Below are 15,380 nucleotides of genomic sequence, written 5' to 3'. Positions count from 1 at the left end.
ATGAAAAAGATATATAAAAATATAATAGTTTGTTTTTCTTTAGCAGCTTTAGTTACAAGTTGTGAGAAAGAACTAGACCTTAGTAATCCTACGGCACTTTCAATAGAGGAGTTACTACAAACAGATAACGGATTTGAGTTGTTATCAAATGGAGTTTTAGATGCGTATCAAAAAGTTCCAGCAAATGAGTTTTTATTAATAGAATTACGATCTGATAATGTAAGAGCTAATTCAGAAAACGGAAACTTTCCAGCAATCAATGCTTATAATGTAAATGCAAATAATGGTGATGTAGCAACATATTATTCTAATAATATGTCTACTATTAAACACGCTAATAATATTATCGATAATCGATTTTTAGCCCCAGAAAACCAGCAATATGCCGTTGGTGAAGCTTATTTTATGAGAGCTTTGTGTCATTTTAATTTGGTAAGAGCGTATCAAAACGTGCCTTATGTAGATAAAGTTTTAGATATCACTAAGGATGAAGCTTTAGATTATCCTCAATTACCAGAAGCCGATGTTTATGCTAAGATTATTAACGATTTTAAAACATCCATAGCATATTTAGACGGTGGTGTACAAAATAGATATCGTCCTTCTAAAGGCGCTGCAATTTGTTTAGCTGCAAAAGCATATTTAAGTCAACCTAATCCTAATTATGCTGAAGCAGAACTTTTATTAGCCTCTGTAATAGAAAATAATGGGTCATATAATTATGATTTAATATTTACAGAAAGAAATAACGCTGAGCAGTTCGAGTTTAATGCAGATCCTTTAAACCCTACAACTGATGTTTTAACTGATGCCGAATATTATGCCAACCTAGTAATCGATTATGGGCATGTTTTAGGAAATGCAATTTCTGATGGTTATACAGATGGTGTTCTTGATGGATCTTGGTCAAACAGTTCTGCATTGGAAATTAATGATGAAGTTATTTTTTCAATAGCTTACGATTTAGTTAGTAGTGACAATTATGTAACTAGTGATAGTGGTTTAGGCGATCAAGTAGAAACCGATTCAGAATCGCATAGTTTTGCTATGACGTTGCAAGGGCCTTCAAATGGTGTAAATATTGCAACCCTTGATTTTTTAGAAGTTATGAATCCAGAATTACAACCTGTAAGATTCTATGCTAGTGTTAATGCATTAGATTATAGCGCAACATTAATAGATAATACAAAAGATACTTTTAATGTTAAATTCCCAACAAATGGTGAGATTGGAGATAATGATTGGATAGTTTTAAGATATGCCGATGTATTATTGTTGTACTCGGAAGCTATTTTAGGAAATGATGATAGTACCACAGATTCTAGAGCTATTGACGCTTTTAATAAAGTAAGATTAAGAGCTGGTCTTGAAGAGGTAGTTAACTTAACAAAGGCTGATTTATTAGCGGAAAGACGTGTTGAATTTGTTTACGAAAATCAACGTTTGTACGATTTAATTAGGTTTGGTAAGGCAGATGATGTTTTAACAACATTCTCAAATCAAAACAGTTTGTTTTACACAAACGAAAAGAAATACCTTCCTTTCCCACAAAGAGAAATAGACAATTTACCTGGTTTTTATAACCAAAATAACGGATACTAAAATCGCATAATTATGAAAAAATATTTATTTAATTTAAAATATATAGTGTTAGGTACATTCGTTTTCCTAACAGCGTGTGTTAGCGATGATTTAGCTAACGTAGGTGATTTAGAGGATATTACGGGTCCGACACCTTTTTATAACTTAACCGACGTAACGACTTCAGAATTTGACTGCGAAAAAAATGAATTATGGGCGAAGTATGATTTTAATTTTCAAGCAGGTTCTAATTTAGCAGTAAACGGAACAATGTATGAGTGGTCCATAGCTCCTGCAGATGGAGTTACTTTCATCAATAAAGACTTGCCTATTTTAAATCTTAAAATAGAAGCGGAAAGAGCATCTGTTGTAGCTATTGAAAAAGAGATTGCTAAACGTGAGTTTAAATTACCATGTGAAACTAATCAAGCTAAGATTGATGTTTTAGAAGCAGAAATTGTTGACTTTGAAGCTCAATTAGTAGCAGCTGAAGCAGCACTTTCAGATGAAATATTACAAAATATTTCTGATTTAGAAAGTGAAATTACGGCTTTACCTCCAGCAACATTACAAGATCAAGAATTAATATTTTCTTTTCCTGGCCCAGGAGAGTATACCGTTGGATTAACGGTTACCGATAACCTTGGTAAATTTAATTATACTGAAAAACTAGTTACTGTAAATCAAGCTGTACCAACAATTCCACAACCGGAAATTGGAGAGCCTGGTTTCGAGGATAATAGTTTGTTTGACGGCACTGGAGATGGTAGAGATTCATGGAGAGCACCTAGCAGTAGTGCTTGGGGTAGTGTATTTCAGATTAATTCAAAAGCAGAAGGTGTTTTACCTGAAGGATTACAAGCATCGAAATTTCCAGCAGATGGAACTAGAACTGGTTATCAAGAAATAGAGGTAACTGCAGGAGCAACCTACGTATTAACTTATTTTAGTGCTTTTGAAGAAAATGCTTTTGGAGATGTTACTGTATCTATAGTAAGTACAAATGCAACAAGTTTAGATGAGGCAAAGTTAGCTGCTAACATTATTGCTTCTAGAACGGATAATAATGTAGGTAGAGTAGGTGATGTTTTCAAAAAGCACGCTATAACTTTTGAAGCTGGAGAAAATGAAAAAGTAATCATTTTACTTACTAATTCTGGTGTTGAAAGTAGATTAGATGCATTTGATATAACAGTTAAACAATAAACGTTCTAAAATTTAATATTATGAATTATAAAATATTTAAAAAATTTAATAGAAGTGTTTTTGTATTATTTTCTATGCTTTTGGGGCTTGTATCATGCTATGATAGTGGTTATGACGAGTTTATACCACCAACGGGAAATGTAAATAATATTCAACCAAATACTTTGTTTACAACAAGTACAAGTGCAGATGATACTATGTCATTTGTGTTTAGAAGTTATTCAACGGACGCAGCTTCTTATTTATGGGATTTTGGAGATGGTAATACATCAACTGAAGCAAATCCTGATTACACTTATACTGAAGGTGGTGAATATACAGTAACATTAACTACAAAAAGTTCTGATGGTTTAGTTGCTGAAGATTCATCAAATGTAGCACCTATTTTTGTTGATTTCACGCCTACTATGGTAGATTCAGAAGTTGCTTTCGAAAATTTAACCTCTGGTGCTAAAGCATTAGTTTGGGATTTTGGCGATGGAGAGACTTTAGTGTGGAATTCTGAAGAAGGTGATACCGAAGAAGATCCTAGTTTTAATCCTGTACATATATATAAAACCGCTGATACTTTTGAAGCAACCCTTACGGCAACTACTTTTTTGAACGTTCAAGTTTCTGTATCTAAAAATATAGAAGGATTAGTCTTATCAACAATTCCTGATTTTACTTTTGCTGTTTCTGGTTTTAGCGTACAATTTACAGATGCATCAATATTAGCAGTTTCTCATAGTTGGGATTTTGGTGATGGAACTACGTCAACAGAGGTTAATCCAACACATATTTATGCTGGTGAAGGTAGTTATGAAGTGACATTAACTACAACAAATGATGCCGGTGTATCTAAAACTATTACACAGGGTGTTCCTGTAGGAGGTGTTCAAGCAACTTTTGCTGCAAAAATTTTGAATGGTTCAATTGATGAGTTTACAGGAAATAAAGATGATAATAATGATGCATGGGAACTAGATCCTCCAAATACATTAAAAGATGGTTCTGATAGTCCTTATTCATGGGCTAATGCTGGTCTTAAGTCTTTAGGAAAGAAAGCAGGAGGCATTACTTCAACTAAGAATTCCGGCACGTATGCTTTAAAATTTGATAGTAGTGATCGTAGAGCGTATCAGCCTTTTGCTGTGGAAGTTGGCGTTGAATATACTATTTCAATGTTTGTTAGAACTAAAGGAACAGAAAATTTTACCGTGTATATCTTAAATAATGAAGTTCAGGATGAGACTGATTTAACAGGAAATAGTGATGCTGTTTATATTGTTTCAGATGATGAGGATTCATATAAGGAATATACGTTTACTTTTACTGCGAGTTCAACAACTGCAGTATTTTATGGGGTTCCTGATGATAATTCTTCAGCAAATAATCAGTTTTTAGACGATGTATCAATTCAAACACCTGGGTTCGATGAAGACGGGAACGCAACTGGAGTTAATGCAACTTTTGCTGCAGAGATTCTAAATGGTTCAATTGATGAGTTTACAGGGAATAAAGATGATAATAATGATGCTTGGGAGTTAGATCCTCCTAATGTATTAAAAGACGGAATAACAGATAGTCCATATACGTGGGCTAACGCAGGTCTTAAGGCCTTAGGAAAGAAAGCAGGGGGGATTACTTCAACTAAGAATTCCGGTACTTATGCTTTAAAATTTGATAGTGATGATCGTAGAGCTTATCAGCCTTTTGCTGTCGAAATTGGTGTAGAATATACTATTTCAATGTTTGTTAGAACTAAAGGAACGGAAAATTTTACCGTGTACATATTAAATAATGAAGTTCAGGATGAGACTGATTTAGCAGGAAATAGTGATGCCGTTTATGTTGTTTCAGATGAAGAGGATTCATACAAGGAATATACTTTTACGTTTACTGCTAGTTCAACAACAGCTGTGTTTTATGCGGTTCCGGATGCTGGTTCTTCAACAAATAATCAGTTTTTAGATGATGTTTCAATTCAAACTCCAGGGTTTTAATCAATAAATAAGAAATGAATAACATCCGAAAAGAACTATTAGTACTTTTATTATCGATATTTCTATCTGGAAACGTTGCTTGTCAAGCACAGAAAAGCAACGTTTCAGATTCGGGTATTAAAGTTGAAAATAAAAAGAAGAAGAAAAAACGAAAAAAGGTTAAGCTTCCAAATATTGATTTAAGCCATTGGAGTGTTACAACACCAGAGTTAAACAAAAAAGGAGGCGCAATGAATATTGAACCACCTGAAATTTTGAATTACGCTACAGACGAAAGGTTAATACCTTATATGTATAATGATTCTACTAGTGGAGCATTAGTTTTTTATTCTTTTCCGAGTAATGCCACAACGGCAAATACAAAGTACACGAGATCTGAATTAAGAGAGCAAATGGTTCCTGGTGATAATAACACGAACTGGACCTTTGCAGACGGTGCTAACATGAAAGGGAAACTAGCCATGGGAGAAACTACAAAAGATTCGGAAGGCAAGTATCATAGAACTATTATCATGCAAATCCACGGGCGTTTAACAAATGAACAAAGGGATTTAATTGGTGAAAAAGACAATAATGCGCCTCCAATATTAAAAATATATTGGGATAAAGGTAAAATTAGAGTGAAAACCAAAGTACTTAAAGATTTAAGTGCAACTGGTGAGGCTTTATTGCATGAAGATGCTTGGGATGATGATGATGGATTTAATTTTGAACAAGAAGTTGGTTTTAGAAAGTTTACGTTAGAAGTTAAAGTATCCGAAGGTAAAATGGTCATTGTTTTAAATAATAACGAGTACAAGGTTTACGAAGGCATTCATATGAGAAAATGGGGCGTTTTCGAAAACTATTTTAAGGCAGGGAATTATTTTCAATCAAGAGATGAAGGCTCATATTCTAAAATCAAGTATTACGAATTAGAGGTAACACATTAAAAAAGGAATTAAATGCAATATATTTAATTTTTGAATTATGAAAGAAAGTGAAATACTAGATTAAACGGGATTAAAATTTAACGATTTTGTTTAAATTCGGCACTTTTGTTTGGTTAATTAATTTGTTGTTAATCAAATAGTAGTAAATATATTTAATAACATATGAAGTTAGAAGCACTTACAATAAGCGATAATCAGATAATACAAAACGATATAATTGGTAAAATTAGAGAGCTTATTAATTATAAAAACTTAGAACCAGGGGATAAGTTACCAGCTGAGAGAACGTTATCCGAAAAGTTTAAAGTAACGCGTTCTAATGTTCGTGATGCTATTCAAAGATTAGAGTTTTATGGTTTACTAAAATCTATTCCACAAAGTGGAACGTTTGTAGCAAATATTGGTGTTATTGCCATGAATGGGATGATAGATGATATTTTAGGGCTTAAGGATCCTGATTTTAAATCTTTAGTAGAAACTCGAATTTTGCTAGAATTAAAAACGGTTAGATTGGCTTCTTTGCGACGAACTGATGAAGATTTAAAAAATATAAAAGCAGCTTTAGATGCTTATAAAGAAAAGGCCTTATCAGGAGAAGATGCTGTTCAGGAAGACTTGCTTTTTCATTTAGCTATAGCAAAGGCGAGTGGAAATAGTAGTATTAATACATTTATGCTAACTATTACACCGCAAATAATTATTGATTTTGGAAAGTATCATGTTTGTGACATTAACCAAGCTGTAGTTGGAATAGATGAGCATACTAATATTTATGAAGCCATAAAAAAACAAGACCCAGTATTGGCAAAACAGAAGATGAAAGATCATTTTAATATTCTGTATCAGTATTGTTATAAAATTTAATAAGAAGAATTTGCTTAAATAAAGTTAACTTATCATGTTATAAGTTGATTTTAAAGTTTATAAGTGGATAATTAAAAAGTTTAATTGCCAAATAAAACAGTAAACGTTGAATAGTTTATTTTAAAAATGTGTTTGTATGAAAGTAAAAGGATTAAGGTGGTTTATTATTGGGCTCATATTTTTAGCTTCTGTAATTAATTACATAGATAGAAGTGCATTAGCAGTAATGTGGGGGAATGAAAACCTAGAAGGCTCAATATCTCACTCTTTAGGTTTAACTAAAGAGCATTATAGTTATATTCTTAACATTTTTATGGTAGCCTATGCCTTGGGACAGTTGTTTTCGGGTAAGTTATTTGATAAAGTAGGGACACGTGTAGGTTATGTTATTAGTATTGGTGTTTGGGGAATATCTTCTTTTTTACACTCTACAGTAAGAGGATTTATTGGACTAGCATTTTTTAGAAGTACATTGGGTTTATCTGAGGCAGGAAACTGGCCAGGTGGAGTTAAAAGTAATGCGGAATGGTTTCCTATTAAAGAACGTGCAATTGCACAAGGTTTATTTAATGCAGGTGCTTCTATAGGTTCTGTAATTGCGCCACCATTTATAGCAATGCTTTTTGTTGCTTATGGTTGGAGAACTACATTTATGGTTGTAGGTTCTTTTGGTATACTTTGGATTATTCCATGGTTACTTATTAATAAAGCCGGACCAAAAAAACACCCTTGGATTACTCCTGAAGAGCAAGAACATATTCTAGATGGTCAAAGTCAAGCGGATCGAGATGCTGCAGAAGACAGTAAAGGATTAAGTTTAAGAGAAATATTATCGCATAGAGAAGCATGGGCTATTGTTGTTGGTCGTTTCTTTTTAGAACCAATTTGGTGGTTGTTTGTAGGTTGGATGCCTATTTATCTATTTGATGTTTATGGATTTAACGTAAAAGAAGTAGGTATGTTTGCTTGGGTACCTTATGTTGGTGCTGCCATTGGTAGTATTATTGGAGGCTATGTTTCTGGACAAATTATTTCTAGAACAAATTCCATTGACAAAGGTAGAAAGTATACCATTTTAATTGGTGGAATTATAATGTTTTCAGGCCTTGTAGCTACCGTATTATTTGGTAATACACCAGAACGTTTTGTTGGTATTGTATTCGTAGTATTATTTGGTTTCCAATTTGCTATTGGTAACGTACAAACCTTACCAAGTGATTTATTTAGTGGTAAAAATGTTGGGTCGTTAGCCGGTTTAGGCGGAATGGTTGGTGTGTTTTCGGTAATCATTATGAACTTTGTTGTACCTATAGTTGCTAAAGTATCTTATACACCTGTATTTATTGCTATTGCATTATTTGTACCACTTGGTATTGGAGCTATTTATTATTTCGCTAAAGATATTAAATCAGTAGAGTAAAGAATAATTAAAAATAAACGAGTAAAATAAAACTTAAAAATTTAAAAAAATGAGTAATTCAAATGTAAAAGTAGCTGTAATAACAGGAGCTACAGGTGGTATTGGTTTCGAAGTAGCGAAAAGATTAGGTAAAGACGGATTTACTGTAATATTAAACGGTATTGAAGATGAAATAGGTGCACAACGTGTAAAAGAACTTACGGCTGAAGGAATTACGGCTGAATATTTCGGATTTGATATGACAAAAGACGAAGCAGTAACTGAAAACATTACTAAAATTGGTGAAAAATACGGGAAAATTGATGTTCTTGTAAACAACACTGGTGGTATTGGTGTTAGAGCTAGATTTGAAGAAATGACAACTGAGCAATACAGATTTGTTATGGCTTTAAACTTAGATTCAGTATTTTTTGCATCAAGAGCAGCGATTCCTTTCCTTAAGAAAAGTGAAAACCCTAGTATAATTAACTATACTTCTAATGCAGCATGGAATGGTGCTGGACCTGGAGCTGGAATCTATTCAGTATCTAAAGGTGGAGTACAATCTATCACTAGAGCTTTAGCTAAAGATTTAGCTGAATACGGAATTAGAGTAAATGCAGTATCTCCTGGTACTATCGATACGCCTTTCCACGCACAAATTAAAGCGTCTAAACCAGAAGTTTTTGCTTCTTGGGCAAATAGTGTTTTATTAGGTAGATTAGGTCAGCCAGAAGAAGTTGCTGGTGTTGTTTCTTTCTTAGCTAGTAAAGATGCTTCTTTCATTACAGCTGAAACTATCCAAATTGGTGGTGGACAAGCTTTAGGTATCTAAATAATTATAGATTTAGTCAAAATCTAATAAAGCGTTTTTGTTTAATTACAAAAGCGCTTTATTGCTTTTCAGAAGAATCTCTAATTACCAATTCAGCGTTTAAAATAATTTTATTTAATGTTTGAGTAAATGTTTTATGCTCAACATGCTTTAAAAAAGTCTTTGCTGCTAGTTGTCCAATTTCAGTACTATGTTGTTCCAGACTTGTAATGGCAGGAGAAACTATAGCTGTAAATGGTTCGTTTCCAAAACCAACCAAAGCAATTTCTTCGGGCATTTTAATTTGTTGTTCATTTAAAACCTGGAAGGCTCCTAAGGCCGCATAATCGCCAGCAACATACACAGCGTCTGGTCTGTTTTTTAACGCCAATAATTGTGTCATTTTTTCTCGACCATCTTCGGTTGTTAAGCTACTTTCAATTAAAAGTTCATTGTCTAGAGGTAAATCGTGTTTCATTAAGGCGTCAACATAACCGCGAATTCTATTGTTAAAAATTCGAGTGCGTTTAAAACCACCAATATGAGCAATACGTTTACAACCTTGTTTTACCAAGTGGTCCACAATGATATGGCTACTTTCATAATCGTTAATTCCTATATAATCTACATTTAAATCGTTTTCACCACGATCAAATAAGATTAAAGGAATTCCTTTCGATTTCACTTTTTCATAATAACTTAGATCTACGGTTTCATTTGCCATAGAGGCAATAATACCATCGACTTGTGTAAATAATAAGGTGTCAATATTGGCACATTCTTTTTTGTACGATTCGTTCGATTGGGTAATAATAATATTATAACCAGCCTTATTTAAAACTTCTTCCATATTCTGGATTACTGAAGAAAAAAAGTTGCTATTGGTTCTTGGCACAATAACTCCAACCAAATTACTTTTACCTTTTCGTAAAGCACTTGCTAAATGATTGGGTTGGTAGTTTAGGTTTTTTGCGACTTGCCTTACAGCTTTTTTTGTCTTTTCACTAATTCTAGAGTCGTCGTGAAGTGCTTTAGAAACCGCTGCAGCTGAAATATTTAAAACGTTTGCAATATCTTTTATGGTCGTTTTTTTTTTCACAATGAAATTTTTTATATATTTGCTTAAACGTTTAAGCAAATATACTGAGTTTGTATTTATAATCAAAGCGAGATATTTAAAATATAAGGTTTTGATTTTATTTGTAAACGAGTGCTTAAACGATTAACCAGCTTTAATTATAAATTAAATAAGTATTAAGAAAATGGGTAAAGTAGTAACATTTGGAGAAATCATGTTAAGATTAGCTCCTCAAGGATTTTTAAGGTTTTCACAAGCAAATAATTTTGACGCTATTTATGGTGGAGGAGAATCTAATGTAGCAGTTTCTTTAGCAAACTACGGTGTAGATGTTGATTTTGTAACACGTTTACCAAAAAATGATATTGGTGAGTGCGCTATGATGGAAATGCGTAAAAGAGGTGTTGGTGTTGATAAAATTGTTTACGGTGGAGATCGTTTAGGGATTTATTTCTTAGAAACGGGTGCTGTATCAAGAGGGTCTAAAGTAGTTTATGATCGTGCGCATTCTGCAATTGCTGAAATTGAATCAGGAATGATTGATTGGGATGCCGTTTTTGAAGGATGTGAATGGTTTCACTGGACAGGTATTACTCCTGCTATTTCTCAAGGTTCTGCAGATGTTTGTTTAGAAGCGGTTAAAGCTGCAAGTGCAAAAGGAATTACAATTTCTACAGATTTAAATTACCGTGCTAAATTATGGAATTACTGTGATGATGCTCATAGAGAGGCTGTAATGACTGAATTAACTTCTTATTGTGATATTGTTCTTGGTAATGAAGAAGATGCAGAAATGCACTTTGGTATTAAGCCAGCAGGAGCAGCAGTTCAAACAGCTGGACATGATGTAAAAGCAGAAGCTTTCTTATCTGTTTGTCAACAAATGACAGAAAAATTCCCAAGAGCTAAAAAGGTAATTACTACTTTAAGAGGTTCTATTTCTGCATCTCATAATACTTGGGCTGGTGTTTTATATGACGGTAAGCAAATGTTACAAACACGTCAATACCAAATTACTGATATCGTAGATAGAGTAGGTGGTGGAGATTCATTTATGGGAGGATTAATCTACGGATTATTGAAATACCCAGAAGATGACCAAAATGCATTAGATTTTGCAGTAGCAGCTTCTTGTTTAAAACACACAATTAAAGGTGATGCGAATTTAGTAACTGTTGCCGAAGTTGAAAAACTTATGGGTGGAGATGCTTCAGGACGTGTAGCAAGATAAAATAAGTGTTTAATTGCTGAACTGCTAAATCGTTTATTAGGTTTAGCAGTTCAGCAAAAACACAATTCAACAACTAAACATTTTTTATAATGGCACAATTTTCAAGATTAGAAGTAGCTCAAGTAATGAAAGAAACAGGAATGATTCCTTTGTTTTTTCATAACGATATAGAGTTAAGTAAAAAAGTATTAAAAGCATGTTACGATGGTGGAGCTCGTTTAATGGAGTTTACAGCACGTGGAGATTTTGCTCACGAAGTTTTTGGTGAGTTAACAAAATATGCTATTGCTGAATTACCAGGTATGATAATGGGTGTAGGTTCTGTAACAGATGCAGGAGCGGCTTCATTGTATATGGCTTTAGGTGCAAACTTTATTGTAACTCCTGTATTAAGAGAAGATATTGCAATTGCATGTAACCGTAAAAAAGTATTATGGTCTCCTGGTTGTGGTACATTAACAGAAATAACTAGAGCAGAGGAATTAGGATGTGAAATCGTAAAATTATTCCCTGGTGATATTTATGGACCTCAATTTGTAAAAGGAGTTAAAGGACCTCAACCTTGGACAAGTTTAATGCCTACAGGTGGAGTTTCTCCAACTGAAGAAAACTTAAAAGGATGGTTTGATGCAGGTGTAACTTGTGTTGGAATGGGATCTAAATTAATTTCTAAAGAGATTATTGCTAATCAAGATTATGCTAAATTAGAAAAAGATGTGAGAGCAGCTTTAGCTATTGTAAAAGCGGTTAGAAAATAAACTTAAAAAATATAAAGTTAAAAGCCTTCCTTTTTCTTAAATGAAATAGGAAGGCTTTTTCAGTTTTATAAATAAAAGGTTTTAGATAGATTTACTGTTTATTAATTCTTCTAAAATAGATTCTACACCTTGATTGGTATTGCTTTTGGTTTCGAAATTTGCAATTTTCTTCACGTTAGGGTGTGCGTTTTCCATGGCGTAGCTAAAATATGCTAATTCAAGCATTTGTAAATCGTTGTTATAATCACCAAAAACCATAGTTTCATTTTTGTTGATTCCCATATCCTTTTGGAGCATTTTTAAGGCATAGCCTTTGTTGGCATCTTTATGCGAAATATCTAACCAGTTTTGCCCCGAAACCGTTACTTGATAGTCTGCTGTAATTCCTGAAATATTTGGTAAAATGCAATCTTCGGAAGATTCAAAGTGATAAACGGCTATTTTCATAAAATCGTCATCGGTTACTTTAGTTAGGTCGTCAACTATTTCATAAGATGTATAATACTCACTGAATTTTGAGATAAACTCAGAATCTGTTGTTTCAATATAAGCAGCTTTTCTTCCGCATAAAACAATAAAAGAACCTGGTATTTCCCGAAGTATTTCAATAGATTTAAAAACATCTTCCGAAGATAATTTTAGTAAAATGTTAATTTCATTTTTGTACTGCATCAATCCACCGTTTTCTGCAATTATTGAAATCTCATTTTTTATGGTTTCTAGTTTATGAACAATACTTTGATACTGTCGGCCACTTGCTGCAACAAAGTGTATATTTCGCTTTTTTAATTCTTCAAACTGTTTAAAAAAACGATCGCTTACTTCGCTGTTATTATTTAATAAGGTGCCATCCATATCGGTGACAACTAGTTTTACTTCAGATAAATTCATATAAAATATTTCTAATTGCAAAAATACAAACTAGAACTGATAGCCTTGTTAGTTAAAGATTAAAATAAAAAATCCTGTAAATTTTTGAAAACTTACAGGATCTAGCTTTTAATAGAATTAGGAGTGTTAAAACTCTTTTTTACCAAATTCGCTATCAATAAATTTAGATTTGTTTTTAACCGTATTAAACGTGTACGATAGGTTTAAGGACACCATATCTACTTCGTAAGCATAATTTGTTGTGGTATAAAATTGATCTGATCTCGAGGTTGTAATGCGTTGCTCATTGGTGTTTAATATTCCCATGTCTATATTTTGCCATTGTAGAGTTGCTGTTAAACGGTTGTCTAAAAAGGTTTTTCTAAAGGCTAAATTTGGCGAATAGAATCGAGAATCTTCTCCCATTGCAGTGTTTCTATCCGATAGATAGTTGAATGTAAATTGAAGTGATGCATTATCCCAAAATGAATAGGTTGAATTTAAATTGAAAGAATAAATTGTTGATTTTGAATCAATATTATAAGTTCTAGTAACACCGTCTCTGTGATTAAAACTCAACAAGCCATCAATAGCATAATTGTAAATATTAGCGCCAATAACGTTTGCCCAGTTTTTAGAAGGTTTAAGCGTTGCTCCAAACTCTAAACCAATTGCGTTACTTTTTCCAACGTTGGAATATACACGGTTTATAACACTATCAATTACGGCTCCGTTAGTTTCGTAGGCCAATGTATTTACACGGTTTATTACGTTATCAACATGTCTAAAATATGTAGTAGCATAAACTGAATTCCCGCCTTTTAATTTTTTAGTAAAGCCTAATTCAACCAAATCTATAAACTCTGGTAATAAGGTGTTATCTCCTTGCTCAAAAACTTCGGAATGCTCACGTTCGGCAAAACTATTCATTTTTAAAGTTGTGGTACGTTCTACACGTTTACTGTATGCCGCTTTAATGTTTGTTTTATTGTTAACAGCGTATTGTAAAGATGCTGAAGGGAATAATTTTATAAAATCGTAGTTATAAACATTTTCTGATGTTTCACTTTTTAAAGCTTCGGTATACGTTCTATCCATAGACTCTAAACGTGCACCAGCAGCATAATCCCATTTGTCTTTTTTACCTGTTAATTGTGCGTAACCCGAATGAATGGCACGTTTTAATTGAATATCACTAGAGAATTCTGGAACTAAAATGCCATCACGTTCATAAACAAAATCTCCTTTGTGATCGATGTCGCGATATTGGTAACCGGTTTCAATAGTTCCGAAAGAGAAGGGTTTCCAAGCATAATCTAGGTTGAATCGTGTACCGTAAAGCGGATTATCGTTGGTGTTGTATTCTTGTTGATAGATAATAGAATTATCAGGATGGCCTAAATTATCATTAACCGTTGGTCCTCCTAAAAAAGTGTATTCATATAAAATAGAAGTTGATAATTTAGAATCATCATTAAATTTATGGGCATAATCAAAACTTCCTAAGGCAAAATCACCTTTTCTAATTCTTAAGTTATGGTTATAATATTCAAAGGTATACAATCTGTTTTCTGTTCCAACTGGAGAAACCGCGTGATTATCGTAATATACAATATCTGCAAGTCTTTCTTTTGTATGTTTTCCGGCGAAGAACCCTAAAGAAAACTCATCGTTTTTATTTGGTGTAAAATCTATATTAAGGCGTCCGTTATAACTTGTCTCATCAAAACTACGTTCACCATCTGATGGCAAGAACGTTGTTTTGTTTTCGGCTTGGTTTACAATAAACATATTACCTTCACGACGTCCTGTTTTATCATTACGTTGATAACTTGCTCCAAGTGAAATGTTCCACTTATCGGTGCGTTTATTAAGAGTAGCATCAATACCATAACGTTTGGCAGGAACTTGGGTGTTGTAAGGTTCAATAGAAGGGAAACCACCACGAACATTTATTTGTGCAAAGGTGCCATTTGTTGCACCTTTTTTTGTTTTAATATTTAAAATACCACCTTTACCTTCTGGATCGTATTTGGCGGATGGTGCTGTAATAAGTTCTATGGTTTCTAGAGCATTTGCAGGTAATTGCGCTAAAATAGAAGCGGCATCTCCTTGTGTTGGTTTTCCGTTTACTAAAACAGTAAAACCTTTACTACCACGAACGCTAATATCTCCTTGGCCATCTACAGTAACCGATGGTAAATTTTTTATAACATCGACAGCGCTTCCGCCTTCGGCGTTTTGATATTTTTTAGTATCGAATACTTGGCGGTCAATTTTGTGTACCACGGCAGAGCGTTCTGCTTTTAGCAACACCTCGTTTAATTGGCTTCCTAAAGTTAATTTTATGATACCTAAGTTAATCGTTTGTCCTTTTTTATTTACTGAAATTGTTTCCGATTTATAAGATGTGTATCCCATAAAAGATGCTTCTAAATAATAGTTGCCAGATTTTATGTTTTCTATTGAAAAAGCACCTTCTATGTTAGTTACAACACCAGTAACTAGTTCTCCACCTGTTTTATACAAAGCAACAGTGGCATATTCTAATGGTTCGGTTACATCACCATCGATAATTTTACCGTTTATTTGGCTAAAAATGAGTTGGGTTGAGAAAAATATAAGGGAAAATACAATTGAAATTTTTGTTTTCATTTTAATT

The 15,380-nt window shown here is 33.2% G+C and carries 12 protein-coding genes; 9 read left to right on the top strand and 3 right to left on the bottom strand.

Annotated features, from left to right (window positions below):
• The 7 genes from M4I23_RS00470 (at position 1) to M4I23_RS00435 (ending at position 8,802) form a co-directional block, all read left to right on the top strand.
• On the top strand, positions 1–1,602 hold the full coding sequence (locus tag M4I23_RS00470; RefSeq protein WP_158845762.1) for a RagB/SusD family nutrient uptake outer membrane protein: 1,602 nt from the start codon (positions 1–3) through the stop codon (positions 1,600–1,602).
• Between the two features lie 12 nt (positions 1,603–1,614).
• On the top strand, positions 1,615–2,787 hold the full coding sequence (locus M4I23_RS00465) for a hypothetical protein (RefSeq protein WP_249753074.1): 1,173 nt from the start codon (positions 1,615–1,617) through the stop codon (positions 2,785–2,787).
• 20 nt (positions 2,788–2,807) lie between these two features.
• On the top strand, positions 2,808–4,772 hold the full coding sequence (locus M4I23_RS19845; RefSeq protein WP_306799958.1) for a PKD domain-containing protein: 1,965 nt from the start codon (positions 2,808–2,810) through the stop codon (positions 4,770–4,772).
• Between the two features lie 14 nt (positions 4,773–4,786).
• Positions 4,787–5,704 carry a polysaccharide lyase family 7 protein gene (locus M4I23_RS00450; protein WP_249753073.1) on the top strand — a complete coding sequence of 306 codons (918 nt, stop codon included), beginning with the start codon at positions 4,787–4,789 and terminating at the stop codon, positions 5,702–5,704.
• 162 nt (positions 5,705–5,866) lie between these two features.
• Positions 5,867–6,568, top strand: coding sequence for a FadR/GntR family transcriptional regulator (locus M4I23_RS00445; RefSeq protein WP_158845749.1), 702 nt, complete (start codon positions 5,867–5,869; stop codon positions 6,566–6,568).
• 136 nt (positions 6,569–6,704) lie between these two features.
• Positions 6,705–7,988 (top strand): MFS transporter, encoded by a 1,284-nt coding sequence (locus M4I23_RS00440; protein ID WP_158845746.1) that lies wholly within the window; start codon positions 6,705–6,707, stop codon positions 7,986–7,988.
• Between the two features lie 49 nt (positions 7,989–8,037).
• A complete protein-coding gene (locus tag M4I23_RS00435) occupies positions 8,038–8,802 on the top strand; it encodes an SDR family NAD(P)-dependent oxidoreductase (protein ID WP_158845743.1) in 765 nt (254 codons plus the stop codon).
• Positions 8,803–8,860: 58 nt separating this feature from the next.
• Here the strand turns inward: M4I23_RS00435 and M4I23_RS00430 are convergent, their stop codons facing one another.
• On the bottom strand, positions 8,861–9,883 hold the full coding sequence (locus tag M4I23_RS00430; RefSeq protein WP_249753589.1) for a LacI family DNA-binding transcriptional regulator: 1,023 nt from the start codon (positions 9,881–9,883) through the stop codon (positions 8,861–8,863).
• A 160-nt stretch (positions 9,884–10,043) separates the two neighbouring features.
• Here M4I23_RS00430 and M4I23_RS00425 point away from each other — a divergent pair, with 160 nt between their 5' ends.
• The gene (locus M4I23_RS00425) at positions 10,044–11,090 is read left to right on the top strand and encodes a sugar kinase (RefSeq protein WP_158845741.1); all 1,047 of its coding nucleotides are present in this window, start codon (positions 10,044–10,046) and stop codon (positions 11,088–11,090) included.
• Between the two features lie 89 nt (positions 11,091–11,179).
• Positions 11,180–11,848 carry a bifunctional 4-hydroxy-2-oxoglutarate aldolase/2-dehydro-3-deoxy-phosphogluconate aldolase gene (locus tag M4I23_RS00420; RefSeq protein WP_087520051.1) on the top strand — a complete coding sequence of 223 codons (669 nt, stop codon included), beginning with the start codon at positions 11,180–11,182 and terminating at the stop codon, positions 11,846–11,848.
• 81 nt (positions 11,849–11,929) lie between these two features.
• Here the strand turns inward: M4I23_RS00420 and M4I23_RS00415 are convergent, their stop codons facing one another.
• Entirely contained in the window at positions 11,930–12,739 is an 810-nt protein-coding gene (locus M4I23_RS00415) for an HAD family hydrolase (RefSeq protein WP_158845738.1), read from the bottom strand.
• Between the two features lie 126 nt (positions 12,740–12,865).
• Complete coding sequence (locus M4I23_RS00410) at positions 12,866–15,373, bottom strand: outer membrane beta-barrel protein (RefSeq protein ID WP_249753072.1); 2,508 nt, start codon at positions 15,371–15,373, stop codon at positions 12,866–12,868.
• Between the last annotated feature and the right edge of the window lie 7 nt (positions 15,374–15,380).

The organism is Algibacter sp. L4_22, from assembly GCF_023473045.1.
GTDB lineage: Bacteria > Bacteroidota > Bacteroidia > Flavobacteriales > Flavobacteriaceae > Algibacter.
This window is presented reverse-complemented; position numbering and strand designations above follow the sequence as displayed.

Excerpts from the sequence above, each read along its gene's own strand:
- M4I23_RS00470 (WP_158845762.1), top strand. The coding sequence starts at position 1 with ATGAAAAAGATATATAAAAATATAATAGTTTGTTTTTCTTTAGCAGCT.
- M4I23_RS00465 (WP_249753074.1), top strand. The coding sequence starts at position 1,615 with ATGAAAAAATATTTATTTAATTTAAAATATATAGTGTTAGGTACATTC.
- M4I23_RS19845 (WP_306799958.1), top strand. The coding sequence starts at position 2,808 with ATGAATTATAAAATATTTAAAAAATTTAATAGAAGTGTTTTTGTATTA.
- M4I23_RS00450 (WP_249753073.1), top strand. The coding sequence starts at position 4,787 with ATGAATAACATCCGAAAAGAACTATTAGTACTTTTATTATCGATATTT.
- M4I23_RS00445 (WP_158845749.1), top strand. The coding sequence starts at position 5,867 with ATGAAGTTAGAAGCACTTACAATAAGCGATAATCAGATAATACAAAAC.
- M4I23_RS00440 (WP_158845746.1), top strand. The coding sequence starts at position 6,705 with ATGAAAGTAAAAGGATTAAGGTGGTTTATTATTGGGCTCATATTTTTA.
- M4I23_RS00435 (WP_158845743.1), top strand. The coding sequence starts at position 8,038 with ATGAGTAATTCAAATGTAAAAGTAGCTGTAATAACAGGAGCTACAGGT.
- M4I23_RS00425 (WP_158845741.1), top strand. The coding sequence starts at position 10,044 with ATGGGTAAAGTAGTAACATTTGGAGAAATCATGTTAAGATTAGCTCCT.
- M4I23_RS00420 (WP_087520051.1), top strand. The coding sequence starts at position 11,180 with ATGGCACAATTTTCAAGATTAGAAGTAGCTCAAGTAATGAAAGAAACA.
- M4I23_RS00415 (WP_158845738.1), bottom strand. The coding sequence starts at position 12,739 with ATGAATTTATCTGAAGTAAAACTAGTTGTCACCGATATGGATGGCACC.
- M4I23_RS00410 (WP_249753072.1), bottom strand. The coding sequence starts at position 15,373 with ATGAAAACAAAAATTTCAATTGTATTTTCCCTTATATTTTTCTCAACC.